This is a genomic window from Bradyrhizobium sp. 160, from assembly GCF_023073735.1.
Classification (GTDB): Bacteria; Pseudomonadota; Alphaproteobacteria; order Rhizobiales; family Xanthobacteraceae; genus Bradyrhizobium.
The window spans coordinates 336,539-352,887 of record NZ_JADPKD010000057.1; the positions used below are offsets into that span (position 1 = coordinate 336,539).

Here is a 16,349-nt window from a genome sequence, read left to right on the forward strand (position 1 = left end):
GGCCACTTTCCCATCCGCCTCAACCGGCCTGCTTCACGCGCATGTACCATTCGACGAGCCGGCGAACCTGACGCTCGGTGTAGCCGCGCTCCACCATGCGTGCGACGAACTCGCCGTGCTTCTTCTCCGTCTCGCCGTCCTTCTTCGACCCGAAGGAGATGACCGGAAGCAGATCCTCGACCTGGGAGAATATCCGCTTTTCGATCACATCGCGAATCTTCTCGTAGGAGGTCCAGGTCGGGTTCTTGCCGCCGTTCTGGGCCCGCGAGCGTAACGAGAATTTGACGACCTCGTTGCGGAAGTCCTTCGGGTTGGCAATGCCCGCCGGCTTCTCGATTTTGGTCAGTTCCTGGTTCAAAAGCTCGCGATCGAGCAGCTGGCCGGTGTCGGGATCCTTGAAGTCCTGATCCTCGATCCAGGCGTCGGCGTAATCGACGTAGCGGTCGAACAGGTTCTGGCCGTAATCGGAGTAGGATTCGAGATAGGCCTTCTGGATCTCGTTGCCGATGAACTCGGCATAGCGCGGCGCGAGCTCCGCCTTGATGAACTCGAGATAACGTTTCTCGGTTTCCTCCGGAAGCTGCTCGCGGCGGATCGCCTGCTCCAGCGCGTACATCAGGTGCACGGCGTCGGCGGCGACCTCCTGCGGGTCGTGATTGAAGGTCGCAGCCAGGACCTTGAAGGCGAAGCGGGTGGAAACACCGTCCATGCCCTCGTCGACACCGGCGGCGTCGCGATATTCCTGGACGCTGCGCGCCTTCGGATCGGACTCTTTCAGGCTCTCACCGTCATACACCCGCATCTTGCCGAACAGCGTGGAGTTCTCGTGCTTGCGCAGGCGCGACATCACCGAGAACCGCGCCAGCGTCTCCAGTGTCGACGGCGCGCAAGGAGCCGATGCGAGCTCGGAACCCTGGATCAGCTTCTCGTAGATCTTCTGCTCTTCGGTGACCCTGAGGCAGTATGGCACCTTGATGACGCAGATGCGGTCGATGAACGCCTCGTTGTTCTTGTTGGCCTTGAAGCTCGCCCACTCGGCTTCGTTGGAATGTGCGAGGATGATGCCGGTGAAGGGGATCGCACCGATGTTCTCGGTGCCGATATAGTTGCCTTCCTGAGTCGCGGTCAGCAGCGGATGCAGCATCTTGATCGGCGCCTTGAACATCTCGACGAACTCGAGCACGCCCTGGTTGGCGCGATTGAGGCCGCCGGAATAGCTGTAGGCGTCCGGATCGTTCTGCGCGTAGGTCTCGAGCTTGCGGATATCGACCTTGCCGACCAGCGAGGAGATATCCTGGTTGTTCTCGTCACCGGGCTCGGTCTTGGCGATCGCGATCTGGCGCAGCCGCGACGGCTGGATCTTGGCGACGCGGAACTGCGAGATATCGCCGCCGAAGGCTTCCAGCCGCTTGTAGCACCACGGGCTCATCAGGCCGGTGAGGCGCCGGCGCGGAATTCCGTACTTCTCTTCCAGCATCGGCCCGAGCTGATCGGGATCGAACAGGCTGAGTGGGCTCTCGAACACGGGCGAAAGTTCATCGCCGGCCTTCAGCACGTAGATGGGGTGCACTTCCATCAGCGACTTCAACCGCTCGGCGAGCGAGGATTTGCCGCCGCCGACCGGGCCGAGCAGATAAAGGATCTGCTTGCGCTCCTCCAAACCTTGCGCGGCGTGGCGGAAGAAACCGACGATGCGCTCGATGGTTTCTTCCATGCCGTAGAAGCCGGCGAAGGCCGGATAGGTGCGGATCGTGCGGTTCAAAAAAATACGGCCAAGGCGTGGGTCCTTGGCCGTGTCAATCGTCTGGGGTTCGCCGATGGCAGCTAGCAGGCGTTCGGCCGCGTTCGCGTATTTCATGGGATCGCTTCGACACGATTCCAGATATTCCGCCATCGATAAGTCGTGCTGGCTTCTCGCCTCGAACGACCGAGCGAAAGCGTTGAATAGAGAATCGTTGTACATGATCCCTCTCCGCGTGAGTTCCGCTACAAGCTGAAACGAATGCAGTTACCGGACCGTTCCTCAGGCCGTTTCGAATCAGCGTGAGCACATGACGATCATTGGACACCCGGGTGCCGGCTCGACGCAACGCACAACGTAGGCACTCGTTGAGTTACGAACAGGCACATGCCTGTAATTTGAGCGAATCTACATCCATATTGGCTCATTTCCAGAAAATGTCACTTGCTCGCAACATCCGGGCATTACCGGGGAGAAAGCTCATCCGGCGCTGCAGCATAGGGGTCTGCCAGCGGCGATCTTATGACGCTTGTACGGCGAAGCCTTGAGCGCCGCGTTCATCTTCCTGCTGCAATGCGGTGCGCGGACCGGCGGCAGCAATCGGGCAAGCGTGCAGCGACGTATCCAAATCAGTCGAACGGCTCTCCGATCGAAGACGATGCGATTGCCACGCGCGGATTTCTGCGCGCCGCGATCACCAGCCGCAGTGCGTCACGGGTTACGTAACTTCAGGATCGCGGCACGCCGCGATGCTCGTGGCCGGCGCGAATTGCGGAGGTTGGCAAGAGCATGAACTCGTCACGATGTGCTGCATGCTTCCTCAGCACAGCCATTCGCCGTCACGTGACGGACGGATCGGAGTCCGCCGCACTCCATGTCGCCGCCGGCTGCTGCCGCCTGGATCGCCACGATCGCGGCGGAGTTACACCGGAGGGTATGACTCCCATCCCCTTGATTGGTTCCCTCGCGGGCGCATGTAAGCTAGAGGATAGCGCGTCAGGACCGGCGCGGAAACCCTCGCCCGCAGGCTTGGAGATAGATAAACATCATGAATCCCGTCAAAGAACTGGAAAAGCACGGACAAGCCGTCTGGCTCGACTTCCTGGCCCGCGGCTTCATCGCCAAGGGCGACCTGAAGCGACTGATCGACACCGACGGCGTCAAGGGGGTCACCTCCAATCCCTCGATCTTCGAGAAGGCAATCGGCAGCTCGGACGAATACGATGCGCCGATCGGCAAGGCGCTGAAGCGTGGCGACCGCACCGTGGCCGACCTGTTCGAAGCCGTTGCGGTTGAGGACATCCAGAATGCCGCCGACGTGCTGCGCCCGGTCTACGACCGCCTCAAGGGAGGCGACGGCTATGTCAGCCTGGAGGTCTCGCCCTATCTGGCGATGGACACCGCCGGCACGGTCGCCGAGGCGCGGCGGCTCTGGAAGGACGTCAACCGCAAGAATTTGATGGTGAAGGTGCCGGCGACGCCGGAGGGCCTGCCGGCGATCGAACAGCTCATCGGCGACGGCATCAGCATCAACATCACGCTGCTGTTCTCCAGGGACGTCTACCTGAGGGTCGCCGAGGCCTATCTCGCCGGTCTGGAGACATACGTCGCCGGCGGCGGCGACCCGTCGCATGTTGCCAGCGTCGCGAGCTTCTTCGTCAGCCGGATCGACTCGGTGGTCGACAAGCAGCTCGACGAGAAGATCGCCCGCGCCAACGATCCCTCCGAAAAGGAACGGCTCGCCGCGCTCAAGGGCAAGGTCGCGATCGCCAATGCCAAAATCGCCTATCAGGATTTCAAGCGCCTGTTCTCGGGGCCACGCTGGGACAAGCTCGCCGCCAAGGGCGCCAAGCCGCAGCGCATGCTGTGGGCGTCCACCGGCACCAAGAACAAGGATTACAGCGATGTCCTCTATGTCGAGGAACTGATCGGCCCCGACACCATCAACACGGTGCCGCCGGCGACGCTGGACGCGTTCCGCGATCACGGCAAGCCGCGCGACAGCCTGGAAGAGAATGTCGACGACGCCCGCCGCGTGCTCGAGGAGCTGGAGCGCTCCGGCATTTCGCTCGATGCGATCACCGAGGAGCTGGTCAAGGACGGCGTCAAGCAGTTTGCCGATGCCGCCGATAAGCTCTATGGCGCTGTCGCGCACAAGCGGGCCGTGGTGCTCGGCCCCGCGCTCGACCGCCAGCTGCTCTCGCTCGGCGACGGGCTCGGCACGAGCCTGGCCAAGACCACCGAGGAATGGCGCGCATCTGCCAAGATCCGCAGGCTGTGGGCGCGCGACAAGTCGGTCTGGACCGGCACCGACGAGGACAAATGGCTGGGCTGGCTCGACAGCGCGGCAAGAGCCGACATCGCCGACTACGAGGACTATGCCGGCCGCGTGAAGGGGCAGAAATTCTCCGACGCCGTCGTGCTCGGCATGGGTGGTTCGAGCCTCGGGCCGGAGGTGCTGGCCGAAACCTTCGGGAAGAAGCCCGGCTTCCCCAAACTGCATGTGCTGGATTCCACCGACCCGGCCGAAGTGCGGGCGATGGAGGCCAGGATCGACGTCGCCAACACCGTCTTCATCGTCTCCAGCAAGTCCGGCGGCACCACCGAGCCGAACGCGATGAAGGACTATTTCCATGAGCGGGTTGCCAAGGCGGTTGGGCCGAAGGTGAACACCGGCCACCGCTTCATCGCGGTGACCGATCCGGGCTCGTCGCTGGAGAAAGCCGCGAAGAAGCTGAAATACGCCCGCATCTTCCACGGCGAACCCACGATCGGCGGCCGCTATTCGGTGCTCTCGCCGTTCGGCCTGGTGCCGGCGGCAACCGCGGGCATAGACGTCAAGACCTTCATCAAGCATGCACTGGCGATGGCCCGCTCCTGCGGGCCGGACGTGCCGCCATCCGAGAACCCGGGCGTGCAGCTCGGCCTCGCCATGGGCCTCGCCGGCCTCGAAGGCCGCGACAAGGTGACGATCCTGGCATCGAAGAAGATCGCCGATTTCGGCGCCTGGGCCGAGCAGCTGATCGCGGAATCGACCGGGAAGGAGGGCAAGGGCCTGATCCCGATCGAGGGCGAGCCGCTGGGCGAACCCGCGATTTACGGCAACGACCGCTTCTTCATCGACATCCGCATCGAAGGCGAGGCGGACGCCGCCCATGATTCCAAGCTTGCCGCGATCGAGGCCGCCGGCCATCCCGTGGTGCGGATAGTCATGAAGTCGATCGACCATCTCGGCCAGGAGTTCTTCCGCTTCGAGATGGCGACGGCCGTGGCCGGCAGCATTCTCGGCATCAACCCGTTCAACCAGCCGGACGTGGAAGCGGCCAAGATCAAGACCCGCGAGCTCACTTCAGAGTTCGAGAAGACCGGCGCGCTGCCAGCCGAGCAGCCGGTGGTCAGCACCGATGAAGCCGACCTCTACACCGATGAAGCCAACGCCACGGCACTGCGCGCCGCCGGCGCCAATGGCGACCTTACCTCATGGCTGAAGGCGCATCTGTCGCGCTCGGGCCATGGCGACTATGTCGCCCTGCTCGGCTACATCGCGCGCGACAAGACCACCATCGACGCACTTCAGGCCATGCGGCTCGAAGTGCGCGAGAAGCGGCATGTCGCGACCTGCGCCGAATTCGGACCGCGCTTTCTGCACTCCACCGGGCAGGCCTACAAGGGCGGGCCAGATAGCGGCGTGTTCCTCCAGATCACCGCCGACGACGCCAAGGATCTGCCGGTGCCGGGCCAGAAGGCGAGCTTTGGGGTGATCAAGGCGGCGCAGGCGCGCGGCGATTTCGACGTGCTCACCGAGCGCGGCCGGCGCGCGCTGCGCGTCCACCTGAAGGGCGGGCTCAAGAAAGGTCTCGCGGCGCTCAACACGGCGCTTAGCGACGCATTGAATTAAAGGAGCTCTCGCATGCAACTCGGCATGATCGGTCTCGGCCGGATGGGCGGCAACATCGTTCGCCGCCTGATGCGTCACGGCCATCAGGCCGTGGTTTACGACAAGGACGCCAAGGCCGTCGCCGGCCTTGCCGCAGATGGCGCGATCGGCTCCGCGACGCTCGAGGAATTCATCTCGAAACTCGAGCGGCCGCGCGCGGCCTGGGTGATGCTACCTGCGGGACGTATCACCGAGACCACGATCGAGACGATCGCCGGCGTGATGCAGGCGGGCGACGTCATCATCGACGGCGGCAACACCTTCTGGCAGGACGACGTCCGCCGCGGCAAGGCGCTGAAGGAGCGCGGCATCCACTATGTCGACGTCGGCACCTCCGGCGGAGTGTGGGGGCTCGACCGCGGCTATTGCATGATGATCGGCGGCGAGAAGCAGGTGGTGGACCGGCTCGATCCGATCTTCGCCGCGCTCGCGCCCGGCGCCGGCGACATTCCACGCACGCCGGGGCGGGAGGGCCGCGATCCCCGCATCGAGCAGGGCTACATCCATGCCGGCCCCATCGGTGCCGGACATTTCGTCAAGATGATCCATAACGGCATCGAATACGGTCTGATGCAGGCCTATGCCGAAGGTTTTGATATCCTCAAGAACGCCAATATCGAGGCGTTGCCGGCGGACCACCGTTACGATTTAGATCTCGCCGACATTGCCGAGGTGTGGCGGCGCGGCAGCGTGATCCCATCCTGGCTGCTCGACCTCACCTCGACGGCGCTCGCCGACAGCCCGGCGTTGGCGGAATATTCCGGCTTCGTCGAGGATTCCGGCGAAGGACGCTGGACCGTGAATGCGGCGATCGACGAGGCGGTCCCTGCCGAAGTGTTGACCGCGGCCCTCTACACGCGTTTCCGCTCCCGCAAGGAACACACATTCGCCGAGAAAATTCTCTCCGCAATGCGCGCCGGGTTCGGCGGCCACCAGGAGCCGAAGCAGCCCGGCGTGCCGAAGTCAAAATAGTTCGAAGCTGCAGTAAAACGTACTCAAGCGAAGGCCGACAATTCGTGACAAAAGACCCGCAGCCAAAGCGCAAGCCGGAAAATTGCGCCTTCGTCATCTTTGGCGTGACCGGAGACCTGACCCATCGGCTGGTGATGCCATCGCTCTACAATCTCGCCGCCGAAGACCTTTTGCCGGAGAAATTCTGCGTCGTCGGCGTTGGCCGCAAGGCTCAATCGGATGACGAGCTGCGCGACAGCCTGATGAAGGGCCTGCGCGAGTTTGCAACGCGCCCGGTTGACGACGTGATCGCAAAACAGCTGCTGCAATGCGTGACCTTCGTCGAGGCCGATGCGAAGGATCCGCCCTCGTTCGACCGCTTGCGCGAGCATCTCGACACGCTGGAATGCTCGGAAGGCACCGGCGGCAACCGGCTGTTCTATCTCGCCACCCCGCCAGCGGCTTTCGCGCCGACCGCGCGCGAGCTCGGCCGTACCGGCCTGATGAAGCAGAACGGCACCTGGAGGCGCCTCGTGATCGAGAAGCCGTTCGGCACCGACCTCGCCTCGGCGCGCGCGCTGAACGCCGAACTTTTGAAGATCATGGATGAGCACCAGATCTACCGGATCGATCATTACCTCGGCAAGGAGACGGTGCAGAACATCCTGGTGCTGCGCTTTGCCAACGGCATGTTCGAGCCGATCTGGAATCGCAATCATATCGACCACGTTCAGATCACGGTAGAGGAGAAGCTCGGCGTCGGCCATCGCGGCGGCTTCTACGATGCCACCGGTGCGCTCCGCGACATGGTGCCGAACCATCTGTTCCAGCTGATGTCGCTGGTGGCGATGGAGCCGCCGAGCCGGTTCGACGCCCATTCTGTCCGCTCGGAGAAGGCCGAGGTTCTCACCGCGATCCAGCGGCCGAGCCAGCAGGAAGCGCTGAGGAGCTCGGTGCGCGCGCAATATCTCGCCGGCCGCATCGGCGACGAGGAGATTCCGGACTATCGCAAGACGGCAGACGTCAAGCCCGGCAGCACCACTGAGACCTATGTCGCGCTCAAACTGATGATCGACAATTGGCGCTGGGCCGGCGTGCCCTTCTATTTGCGCACCGGCAAGGCGCTGGGCCACAAGCGCACGGAGGTCGCGATCAAGTTCAAGCAGGCGCCGCTGTCGATGTTCTCAGGCACGGCCGTCGATCGCCTGTCGCAAAACTTTCTCACTATCGGCATTGCACCGACCGAGACCATCGAGCTCCAGTTCAACGCCAAGATCCCGGGACCGAGCGTCACCATCGACGGCGTCGAGATGAAGTTCCGCTATGGCGACTATTTCCACGCCGATCCCTCGACCGGCTACGAGACACTGATCTACGACTGCATGATCGGCGACAACATCCTGTTCCAGCGCGCCGACGGCATCGAGGCCGGGTGGGATGCGGTGCAGCCGTTCCTGGACGCCTGGCAAAGCGCGGGCACCAACGGCATCGAGACCTATAAAGCCGGCAGCGACGGCCCGGCCTGCGCGGACGAGCTGCTCCGGCGCGACGGACGAAGCTGGCGGAAGTACTCGTGATGGAAGCGGCCGAGCAGCCGAAACTGATCGTCGCGGCCGACGCCGAGGCGTTGGCGCTTACCGCGGCCGAACGGGTTATGGCGCGGATCGCCGCCAACCCTTCGCGCATCGCAATCTGCCTCACCGGCGGCTCCAGCCCGAGGAAGCTCTATCAATTGCTCGGCAGCGACGCCTGGCGCGAAAGAATTCCGTGGGAGCGCGTGCACTGGTTCATCGGCGACGAGCGTTTCGTGCCGGAAAGCGATCCCCTCAACAACATGGCAGCCGCCCGCGCGAGCTTCCTCGATCGCAGTGCGCCCTCAGGCCATATCCACCCGATCCCGACCACGGCCGAAAATCCTGATCGCGCCGCCGAGGCCTATGCTCGCGAGCTGCAAGCCTTCTATGGCGCTGACCGGCTCGATGCGGCACGGCCGCTGTTCGACATGGTCCTGATGGGCGTAGGCCCGGACGGCCACACCGCTTCGCTGTTTCCCGGCTATCCCGAAGTCGAGGAGACCGAACGCTGGGTCGTCGGGGTGCCCAAGGCCAATGTCGCGCCGTTCGTCCCGCGGGTCTCGCTCACCCTGCCCGTTCTGGCATCCTGCCGCGAAATGCTGTTCGGGATCGCCGGGCACGACAAGCGGCCGATCTTGACGCGCCTCCTCAATGGCGAGACTCTGCCGGCATTGCGCGCGCGTTCGAATGGTGAGACCGTCTGGCTGGTCGACCAGGCCGCGCTTCCGGAGGGAATTCGTGGCGGGCGTTGAAGCACCTTGTGCATTGATCGTGATGGGCGTGTCTGGCTCTGGCAAGAGCACGATTGCGGCGGCACTCGGCGAGCGCCTCGGCTGGCGCTTCGAGGACGGCGACAGCTTTCATCCCGCCAGCAATGTCGAGAAAATGAAGGCGGGCCATCCGCTCACCGACGAAGACCGCTGGCCCTGGCTCAATGCGATCGCCGACGAGATCGCGCGGGTCTGCGGACGCGGCGAGCACGTCATCATCGCCTGCTCGGCGCTGAAACACGCCTATCGTGACGTGCTGCTGCGCGGACGCGACGACGTCCGCTTCGTCTTCCTGAAGGGCACGAAGCAGCTGATCGCCGAGCGGCTCGCCCACCGCAAAGGTCATTTCATGCCGCCCGAGCTGTTGACCAGCCAGTTCAACACGCTGGAACCGCCGGAGGCGGGCGAGCACGTCATCACCGTCTCGATCGACGAATCCGTCGAGGCGATCGTGGACGGCGTGGTGCGGCAATTGAGGTTGGGCGGGGCGAAGCGCTAAGGCCAAGATATCTGAATAAGAAAACCTGAACCTTAAGGTCCTGCCATGACGAAGATCTCACTGGTCGTCTCCGACGTCGACGGCACGCTGCTGACCAAGGACAAGACGCTGACGGAGCGCGCGAGGTCTGTCGTGCAGCGGTTGCACCAGGCAGGCATCGGCTTCACCATCACCTCCAGCCGCCCCGCGATCGGCATGCGCTTCCTGATCGAGCCGTTGGCGCTCTGGCTGCCGGTCGGGCCGTTCAACGGCTCCTCGATCGTCGATCCCGAGATGAGACCGGTCGAGCAGCACCTCATCCCGGCGGGCGCGGCCGAGAGATCGCTGCGGATCCTCCGCGAATACGGCGCCGACGTCTGGCTCTTCACCACCGACAAATGGCTGATCGACAATCGCGAGGGCAGCTATGTCGCGCATGAGCAGCGCACGATCCGCGCCGATCCGACCATCGTGACGGATTTTTCGCCGTACCTTGCGAGCGCCTGCAAGATCGTCGGCGCCAGTGCCGATGCCGCAGGCCTTGAGCGGTGCGAGAAGGCAATGCAGGAGGCGCTCGGCAACGAGGCCACAGCGGTACGCTCGCAAACTTACTATCTCGACATCACCCCGCCCGGCTTCAACAAGGGCACCTTCGTGCAGGCCATGGCCAAGCGCCTTGGCATCTCCACCGACGCGGTCGCCACCATCGGCGATATGCAGAACGACCTCGCGATGTTCCGCGTCAGCGGCATCTCGATCGCCATGGGTAATGCCGCCGACAACGTCAAGGACCACGCCACTCACGTCACTGCGACCAACGAGCAGGACGGTTTTGCCGAGGCGATAGAGATGATCTTGAAGCGGAATGGGGTGGGCTGAGTTTGGCGTCGGCTGGTTTCAGCTGAACCGTAGCGGAAGCAATTAACCTCCTACTCTCGGCAGTCGCCCGCTGCGTCACTACTGCGAGCGCTGCACGGCCGGCTTCTCGCTTTCCTGCCGGGCCGCCGACAGATTATGTGCGGTGTTGATCAGCGCGATGTGGGTCAGCGCCTGCGGGAAGTTGCCGGTCTGGCGCCGTGCCACGAAATCATATTCCTCCGCCAGCAGCCCGACATCGTTCGCAATGCCCACCACGCGATCGAACAACATTTGTGCTTTGTCGAGATCGCCCGACAGCACATGAGCATCGGCCAGCCACAGCGTGCAGGCCAGGAACGCGCCTTCGAGCGGCGGCTGCCCCGCAGGCAGCTCGCGCGGGTCATGCCGCAGCACGAAGCCGTCGCGCATCAGCCATTTCTCGACAGCGGCGATGGTGCCGCGGATCCGGGGATCCGATGGCGGCAGGAACCCGACGGCGGGCAACAGCAGCACGCTGGCATCGAGCAGCTTCGAGCCGTAGGACTCGACGAACGTGTTTTCGTCCGCATCGAAGCCGTGGTTGCAGACGTCACGATGAATGGCCTCGCGCAAGGCCTGCCAGTGCAACAGCGGCGCCTTAAAGCCGAAGGTCTCGGCACTCTTGATGCCGCGATCGAAGGCGACCCAGGTCATGACCTTGGAGAAGACGTAGTGCTTGGGCTGGCCGCGGCGCTCCCAGATGCCGTGATCGGGCCGGTCCCAGACCTCGGCGAGATGATTGAGCACCGCGCATTCCAGCGCCCAGGTCTCCTCGTCGAGCTTGAGCTTGGCCATGCGCGACTGGTGGAAAGCGTCAATCAACTCGCCATAGACGTCGAGCTGAAGCTGCGCATGCGCGGCATTGCCGATGCGCACCGGCTTGGCGCCCTCATAGCCGTCGAGCCAGCCCGCCTCCCACTCCAACAGCCGGCGCTGGCCCCAGATGCCGTACATGATCTGCATGTTCGAGGGCGAGCCGGCGGCGGCGCGCAGGAGCCAGTTGTGCCAGGCCAGGGCTTCCTCGGTGTAGCCCGAGTTCATCAGCGCCAGCAGCGTGAAGGTGGCATCGCGCAGCCAGCAGAAGCGGTAGTCCCAGTTCCTGCTGCCCCCGAGCTTCTCCGGCAATGACGTGGTCGGTGCCGCGACGATGCCGCCGGTCGGGGCGAAGGTCAGCGCCTTCAGCGTGATCAGCGAGCGCATGACGAGATCGTGATAATTGCCATCGCGGGTGCAGTGGCTGCACCAGTCCTGCCAGAACCTTTCGGTCTCCTCGAGCGCGATCTCTGGATCGATCGACTCGACCGGCGGCAGATGCGAGGGTCCGTAGGTCAGCACGAACGGTACGGTCTCGCCGGCCGTCACTTCGAAGTCGGAAACAGTGGTCAGATTCTCGCCGCGGGTCTCAACAGGCGTGCGCAGCACAGTCATATCCTGGCCGGCAATTGCCATCAGGGAATGGTCGATCCGCCGCACCCAGGGAATGTCGGCGCCGAAGCCGAAGCGGATCACGAGGTCCATCCGCATCTTCACCGCACCGTTGATGCCGCGGACCAGCCGCACGATATCAGACGCCTTGCCGCGCGGCGGCATGAAGTCGATCAGGGCGACGGTGCCATTGTCCGTCTCGAACCGGGTTTCGAGGATGAGTGAATCGCCAACATAACGGCGCGACCTAGCCGTGACATCCCCGCTCGGTGCGATCAGCCAGCGGCCGTTCCTGTGGGTGCCGAGGATCGCGGCAAAGCAGGCGTCGGAATCGAAGGCCGGCCAGCACAGCCAGTCGATCGAGCCGTTGCGCCCGACAAGCGCGGCCGTCTCGCAATCGCCGATCAGTGCATAGTCCTCGATCTTCTGAGACAATGTCGTCGAGCCCAGGATTTCAGCTTCCGCCGTTCAATGAACGTTCCCGCGTCGCGGCCTTCAAAGCCGCGAGATCGATCTTGGACGCGATCTTGTCGAGCGTAACAGGGAGCCGCTGGCGCCAGTTCGGATGCTCGTCGATCGTGCCGGGAATGTTCGGCTGGTCGATCACGCCGAGCAGATCCTCCAGCGACACCGCGAGCAGCCGCGACGGCGTGCGCGACAGGAAGGCGAGCACCGAATAGAGGTCGTTGGCATTGATGCCGTTCTGGCGCAAAATCTCGTCGAGCCTGCCGAGCGCATCCCAGCGCGCCTGATCGTTCTCGCCGGGATCGATACCGAGCGAGCGCTTCATCCTGAGATCGCCGAACGAGCGCCAACCGGCATAGGTCGACAGGTCATGGGTGTTCAGCGTGACCAGTGCGTTGGGCCGGTAGTGGTCGACGTTGCGGAAATGGCCGGTATCATCGCGCTCGAACATCATGACGAGGTAGGACCAGATGCCGAAATCCTGCATCATCTCGCGGAAGCCTTCCGGCACGGTGCCGAGGTCCTCGCCGATCACGATGCATTTGTGGGCCGCGCTCTCGCACGCCACCGCCGCCAGCAGCGCCTCGAACGGCATCTGCACATAGGCGCCGTTGTCGGGCTTGAAGCCGCGCGGCACCAGATAAAGCCGCTTCAAACCGAGCACGTGATCGAGCCTGATGGCCCCAGCATGGCGCATCGAGGCGGCGAGCATGTCGGCGAACGGCACGAAGGATTGAGCTTCCAGGCCCCCTGCGTTGAAGCCGGCAAGACCCCAGTCCTGGCCGACGGTATTGAGCACGTCGGGCGGCGCGCCGACGGCGAGATGGCGGGAAATCGCCATCTGCTCGTTCCAGGCATCGAAGCCGTTGGATTGCACGCCGACAGCAACGTCGAGATAGAGTCCGACCCGCATGCCGAGCTGGGTCGCCAGCTCCTTGGCCGCGTGCAACTGGCTGTCAGCCGTCCATTGCACGAATTCGACGAACTCGACGTCGCGCTTGTCGGCCCCATTGCGCAGCTCGGCGCATTGCGCATCATCAGGCTTTTGCCATTCCACCGGCCATTCCCACCATGGCGCGGTGAAGCGATGACGCAGCACCTCGAAGCAGGCAAAGCGGGATAACAGCGGTGCGCGGGCGGCGCGGAAAGCCTCGAACTGCTTGCGGCGCGCTTCGCTCGCGCTCGTCACGAAACTGTTGTAGACAGCGCGCAAGCCCAGCCATTTCAACGCCGCCATGTCCGTATAGGGCACACGGTCGCCTTCGCGCAGCCGCGCTGCAGTCGCGGCGGCATCCGGCACGAGGTCGGCCGAGAATTCCGGGATCGCCTCGACGTCGATATAGAGCGGATTGAGAAACAGCCGACTGTTCGGCGAATAGGGGCTGCAATCGGCCGGGTGGTCGTCGAACAGCACATGCAGCGGATTGAGCCCGATACCGTCGGCTCCCAATTGTTTGGCGAGTCGGACGAGATCGGCCAGGTCGGTAAAATCGCCGATGCCCCAATTGCGGCTGGAGCGGACGCTATAGAGCTGCACGGCAAGCAGCCAACCACGGTCGAAATCGCCGCCGAACGCGCGCTCGGGCGCCACGATCATCGGCACCTCTTCCGTCACGCCTTCCGCGTCGGTCAGAGTCAAACGATGATAGCCGAGCGGCAGGCCGGCAGGCCAGGCGATCACGGGCTCACGCGTCTCGCCTTGCCCGATCATTTTGCCATTTGCCGTCAATTTCCATTGCAATGGTGGCGCACCGACAGCCGCCAATTCCGTTCGCGGATGCCCCAAGGCGCGCACCACGACCGGCCCGCCGACAAAGCGGTAAAGCCGCTTTTCCGGCAGGGCGTCGAGGATCGATTTGAGGGCCATGGGGTCGGTGACCCGCAGCTTTCCCAAGGCATCAACGAATTCAGATTGAACGCCCTTGATTCGGGCTTGAGCTAAAAGATCCATTCGGCACGCAGCTTGCAGGCCACCCACTTGCCGGGGGCATCGATTTTAAGAGGCAGCGGAAGACGTTAGTCGGGCTTAACTCACAAACTGCGCCTGCCGTTCCCAGCGGGAACTAATGACACACAAGCGGCTTTCTATATAGGTCTCAAGCGTAGGTTCCCGACAAGGGAAACGGGCCCCTGCTTTCTTGTCAATGGCATCACCGTGAACAAGACAATTCAAACTGTCGAAAGTGCTGCAGCCGGCAGCGCTTTCCTCATCGAAGACGTCTATCCCTTGATTGATGGCGGCCGCTTTGCCGTGAAGCGGATCGCGGGCGACCGGGTCGAGGTCTGGGCCGACATCTATCGTGACGGTGACGCCGTGATCGGCGCCGCGCTGCTGTGGCGCCGCGAGCAGGACCGCGAATGGCAGCGTGAGCCGATGACCCATCACGGTAATGACCGCTGGTCGGGCGCCTTCGTCCCGACCGGGGCCGGGCAATACATCTACGCCATCGAAGCCTGGACCGACGAGTTCGCCACCTGGTCCCACAGCGTCGCGCGCAAGCAACGCTCCGGTGCGGATGTCACCCTCGACGCCATCGAGGGCGCCGGCCTCTTGACCAAGGCGCATGGCGCGGGGCAAGACGCAGCATTGGTCATCCTCAGACAGTGCGAGGATTTTCTTCAGAGCGGCGACGTCGGCCCGCTGCTCGCAACCGAGCTCGGCGAAGCCATGGCCGAGAGCCAGTCGCGGCCCGACCTCACCCGCTCAGCCTCCTTTCCGCTGATCATCGACCGCGATAGGGCACGCTTTGGCGCCTGGTACCAGATGATGCCGCGCAGCCAGAGCCGGATCCCCGGCCGGCATGGCACGCTGAGAGACTGCATCGCCCGCGTGCCCGACATCGCCGCGATGGGGTTCGACGTGCTCTACTTCACGCCAATCCACCCGATCGGCCACACCCGCCGCAAGGGCCGTAACAATGCGCCAGTGGCGGGTGAAGGCGATCCCGGCTCGCCCTATGCGATCGGCACGATGGAAGGCGGACACGATGCGCTGCATCCCGAGCTCGGCACGATCGAGGATTTCCGCGCACTGGTTGCGACCTGCCTGGAGTACGGCCTCGAGCTCGCGCTCGACTTCGCCGTGCAATGCTCCCCGGACCATCCCTGGCTGACGCAGCATCCGGAATGGTTCAAGTGGCGGCCGGATCGCTCGGTGCGGACGGTGGATGGCGCCTATTCGGATATCGTCATCCCCGATTTTAACTCCGTCGACAGGGCTGGGCTGTGGAACGCGTTTCGCGATGCCATGCTGTTCTGGATCGACCATGGTGTGACCATTTTCGCCATCGACAATCACGACACCGCGCCATTTCCGTTCTGGGAGTGGCTGATCCGCGACATCCGCCGCCGACATCCCGAAGTGATCCTGTTCTCCAAGACCTTCGCCCGACCGAAGCTGATGAAGGGGCTCGCCAAGCTCGGCTTCGCGCAGTCCTTCACCTATTTCCCCTGGCGCACCTCGCGGTGGGAGCTGGAGCAATATCTGGGCGAACTGACCCGTTATCCCGAACGCGACTTCTATCGCCCGAACCTGTTCGTCAACACAGCCGACCTGCTGCCCTTTCACCTCCAGAGCGGCGAAGCCTGGGCATTCAAGTCGCGCCTTGCGCTGGCCGCGACGCTGTCGGGCAGTTACGGCATCTACAGCGGCTTCGAGCTGCTTGAGCACACGGCGATCCCCGGCCGTGAAGAATATCTGGATTCCGAGAAATACCAGATCAAGCAGCGCGACTGGGACACGCCCGGCAACATCAAGCCCTACATCACCGCGCTCAATCGCGTCCGCAACGAGAATGCGGCGCTCCAGCAGACGGCCAATTTGCGCTTCCTCGGCATCGAGGACGGCGAAACCATTGCCTTCGTGAAGGAGGCGGCCGAGCCTGCCAACACCGTCGTTGTCGTGATCGCGCTGTCGCGCCATGTGCGCGAATTCTGGCTGCCGCTCGGTGACGTCACTGTTGACGCCAGCGGGCAGCGACATCATGTTGCGGCACTCGAAAACCTCCTCACCGGCGAACGGTCCGGCATCGAATGGGGCGGGGTCAGGTTGCGTATCGATCCCGAGCGCGATCCCGCGCTCCTGTTCCGCGGCCTGGCGTAAGGGTTCACG

At 63.7% G+C, this 16,349-nt stretch carries 10 protein-coding genes; 7 read left to right on the forward strand and 3 right to left on the reverse strand.

The genetic code is table 11. The annotated features are described in order from the left end of the window. Window positions 1-19: 19 nt before the first annotated feature. Window positions 20-1,963 (reverse strand): PrkA family serine protein kinase, encoded by a 1,944-nt coding sequence (locus tag IVA98_RS24445; RefSeq protein ID WP_247278348.1) that lies wholly within the window; start codon window positions 1,961-1,963, stop codon window positions 20-22. Between the two features lie 826 nt (window positions 1,964-2,789). Here IVA98_RS24445 and IVA98_RS24450 point away from each other — a divergent pair. Genes IVA98_RS24450 through IVA98_RS24475 form a run of 6 tightly spaced genes read left to right on the forward strand, consistent with a single transcriptional unit; the run spans window position 2,790 to window position 10,330 of the window. Continuing rightward, a complete protein-coding gene (locus IVA98_RS24450) occupies window positions 2,790-5,639 on the forward strand; it encodes a bifunctional transaldolase/phosoglucose isomerase (RefSeq protein ID WP_247295954.1) in 2,850 nt (949 codons plus the stop codon). Between the two features lie 12 nt (window positions 5,640-5,651). Continuing rightward, the gene (gnd, locus tag IVA98_RS24455) at window positions 5,652-6,650 is read left to right on the forward strand and encodes a phosphogluconate dehydrogenase (NAD(+)-dependent, decarboxylating) (protein WP_247295953.1); all 999 of its coding nucleotides are present in this window, start codon (window positions 5,652-5,654) and stop codon (window positions 6,648-6,650) included. 44 nt (window positions 6,651-6,694) lie between these two features. After that, complete coding sequence (zwf, locus tag IVA98_RS24460; RefSeq protein ID WP_247295951.1) at window positions 6,695-8,206, forward strand: glucose-6-phosphate dehydrogenase; 1,512 nt, start codon at window positions 6,695-6,697, stop codon at window positions 8,204-8,206. Then, on the forward strand, window positions 8,206-8,955 hold the full coding sequence (pgl, locus tag IVA98_RS24465; protein ID WP_247296120.1) for a 6-phosphogluconolactonase: 750 nt from the start codon (window positions 8,206-8,208) through the stop codon (window positions 8,953-8,955). The genes zwf and pgl overlap by 1 nt, the downstream gene beginning before the upstream one ends. Next, entirely contained in the window at window positions 8,942-9,472 is a 531-nt protein-coding gene (locus IVA98_RS24470) for a gluconokinase (RefSeq protein ID WP_247295949.1), read from the forward strand. Before pgl ends, IVA98_RS24470 begins: the two co-directional genes overlap by 14 nt. A 45-nt stretch (window positions 9,473-9,517) precedes the next feature. Next, window positions 9,518-10,330: an HAD family hydrolase gene (locus IVA98_RS24475; RefSeq protein WP_247355651.1), complete on the forward strand. Its 813-nt coding sequence runs from the start codon at window positions 9,518-9,520 to the stop codon at window positions 10,328-10,330. A 78-nt stretch (window positions 10,331-10,408) separates the two neighbouring features. On the opposite strand, the gene IVA98_RS24480 is transcribed toward IVA98_RS24475, so the two are convergent. Together IVA98_RS24480 and malQ are read right to left on the reverse strand one after the other, a co-directional pair. After that, the gene (locus tag IVA98_RS24480; RefSeq protein WP_247355652.1) at window positions 10,409-12,208 is read right to left on the reverse strand and encodes a glycoside hydrolase family 15 protein; all 1,800 of its coding nucleotides are present in this window, start codon (window positions 12,206-12,208) and stop codon (window positions 10,409-10,411) included. Between the two features lie 19 nt (window positions 12,209-12,227). Continuing rightward, complete coding sequence (gene malQ, locus IVA98_RS24485; protein ID WP_247295943.1) at window positions 12,228-14,189, reverse strand: 4-alpha-glucanotransferase; 1,962 nt, start codon at window positions 14,187-14,189, stop codon at window positions 12,228-12,230. A gap of 204 nt (window positions 14,190-14,393) precedes the next feature. On the opposite strand from malQ, the gene IVA98_RS24490 reads away from it, so the two are divergent. Continuing rightward, entirely contained in the window at window positions 14,394-16,340 is a 1,947-nt protein-coding gene (locus tag IVA98_RS24490) for a maltotransferase domain-containing protein (protein ID WP_247295942.1), read from the forward strand. Window positions 16,341-16,349: the final 9 nt, after the last annotated feature.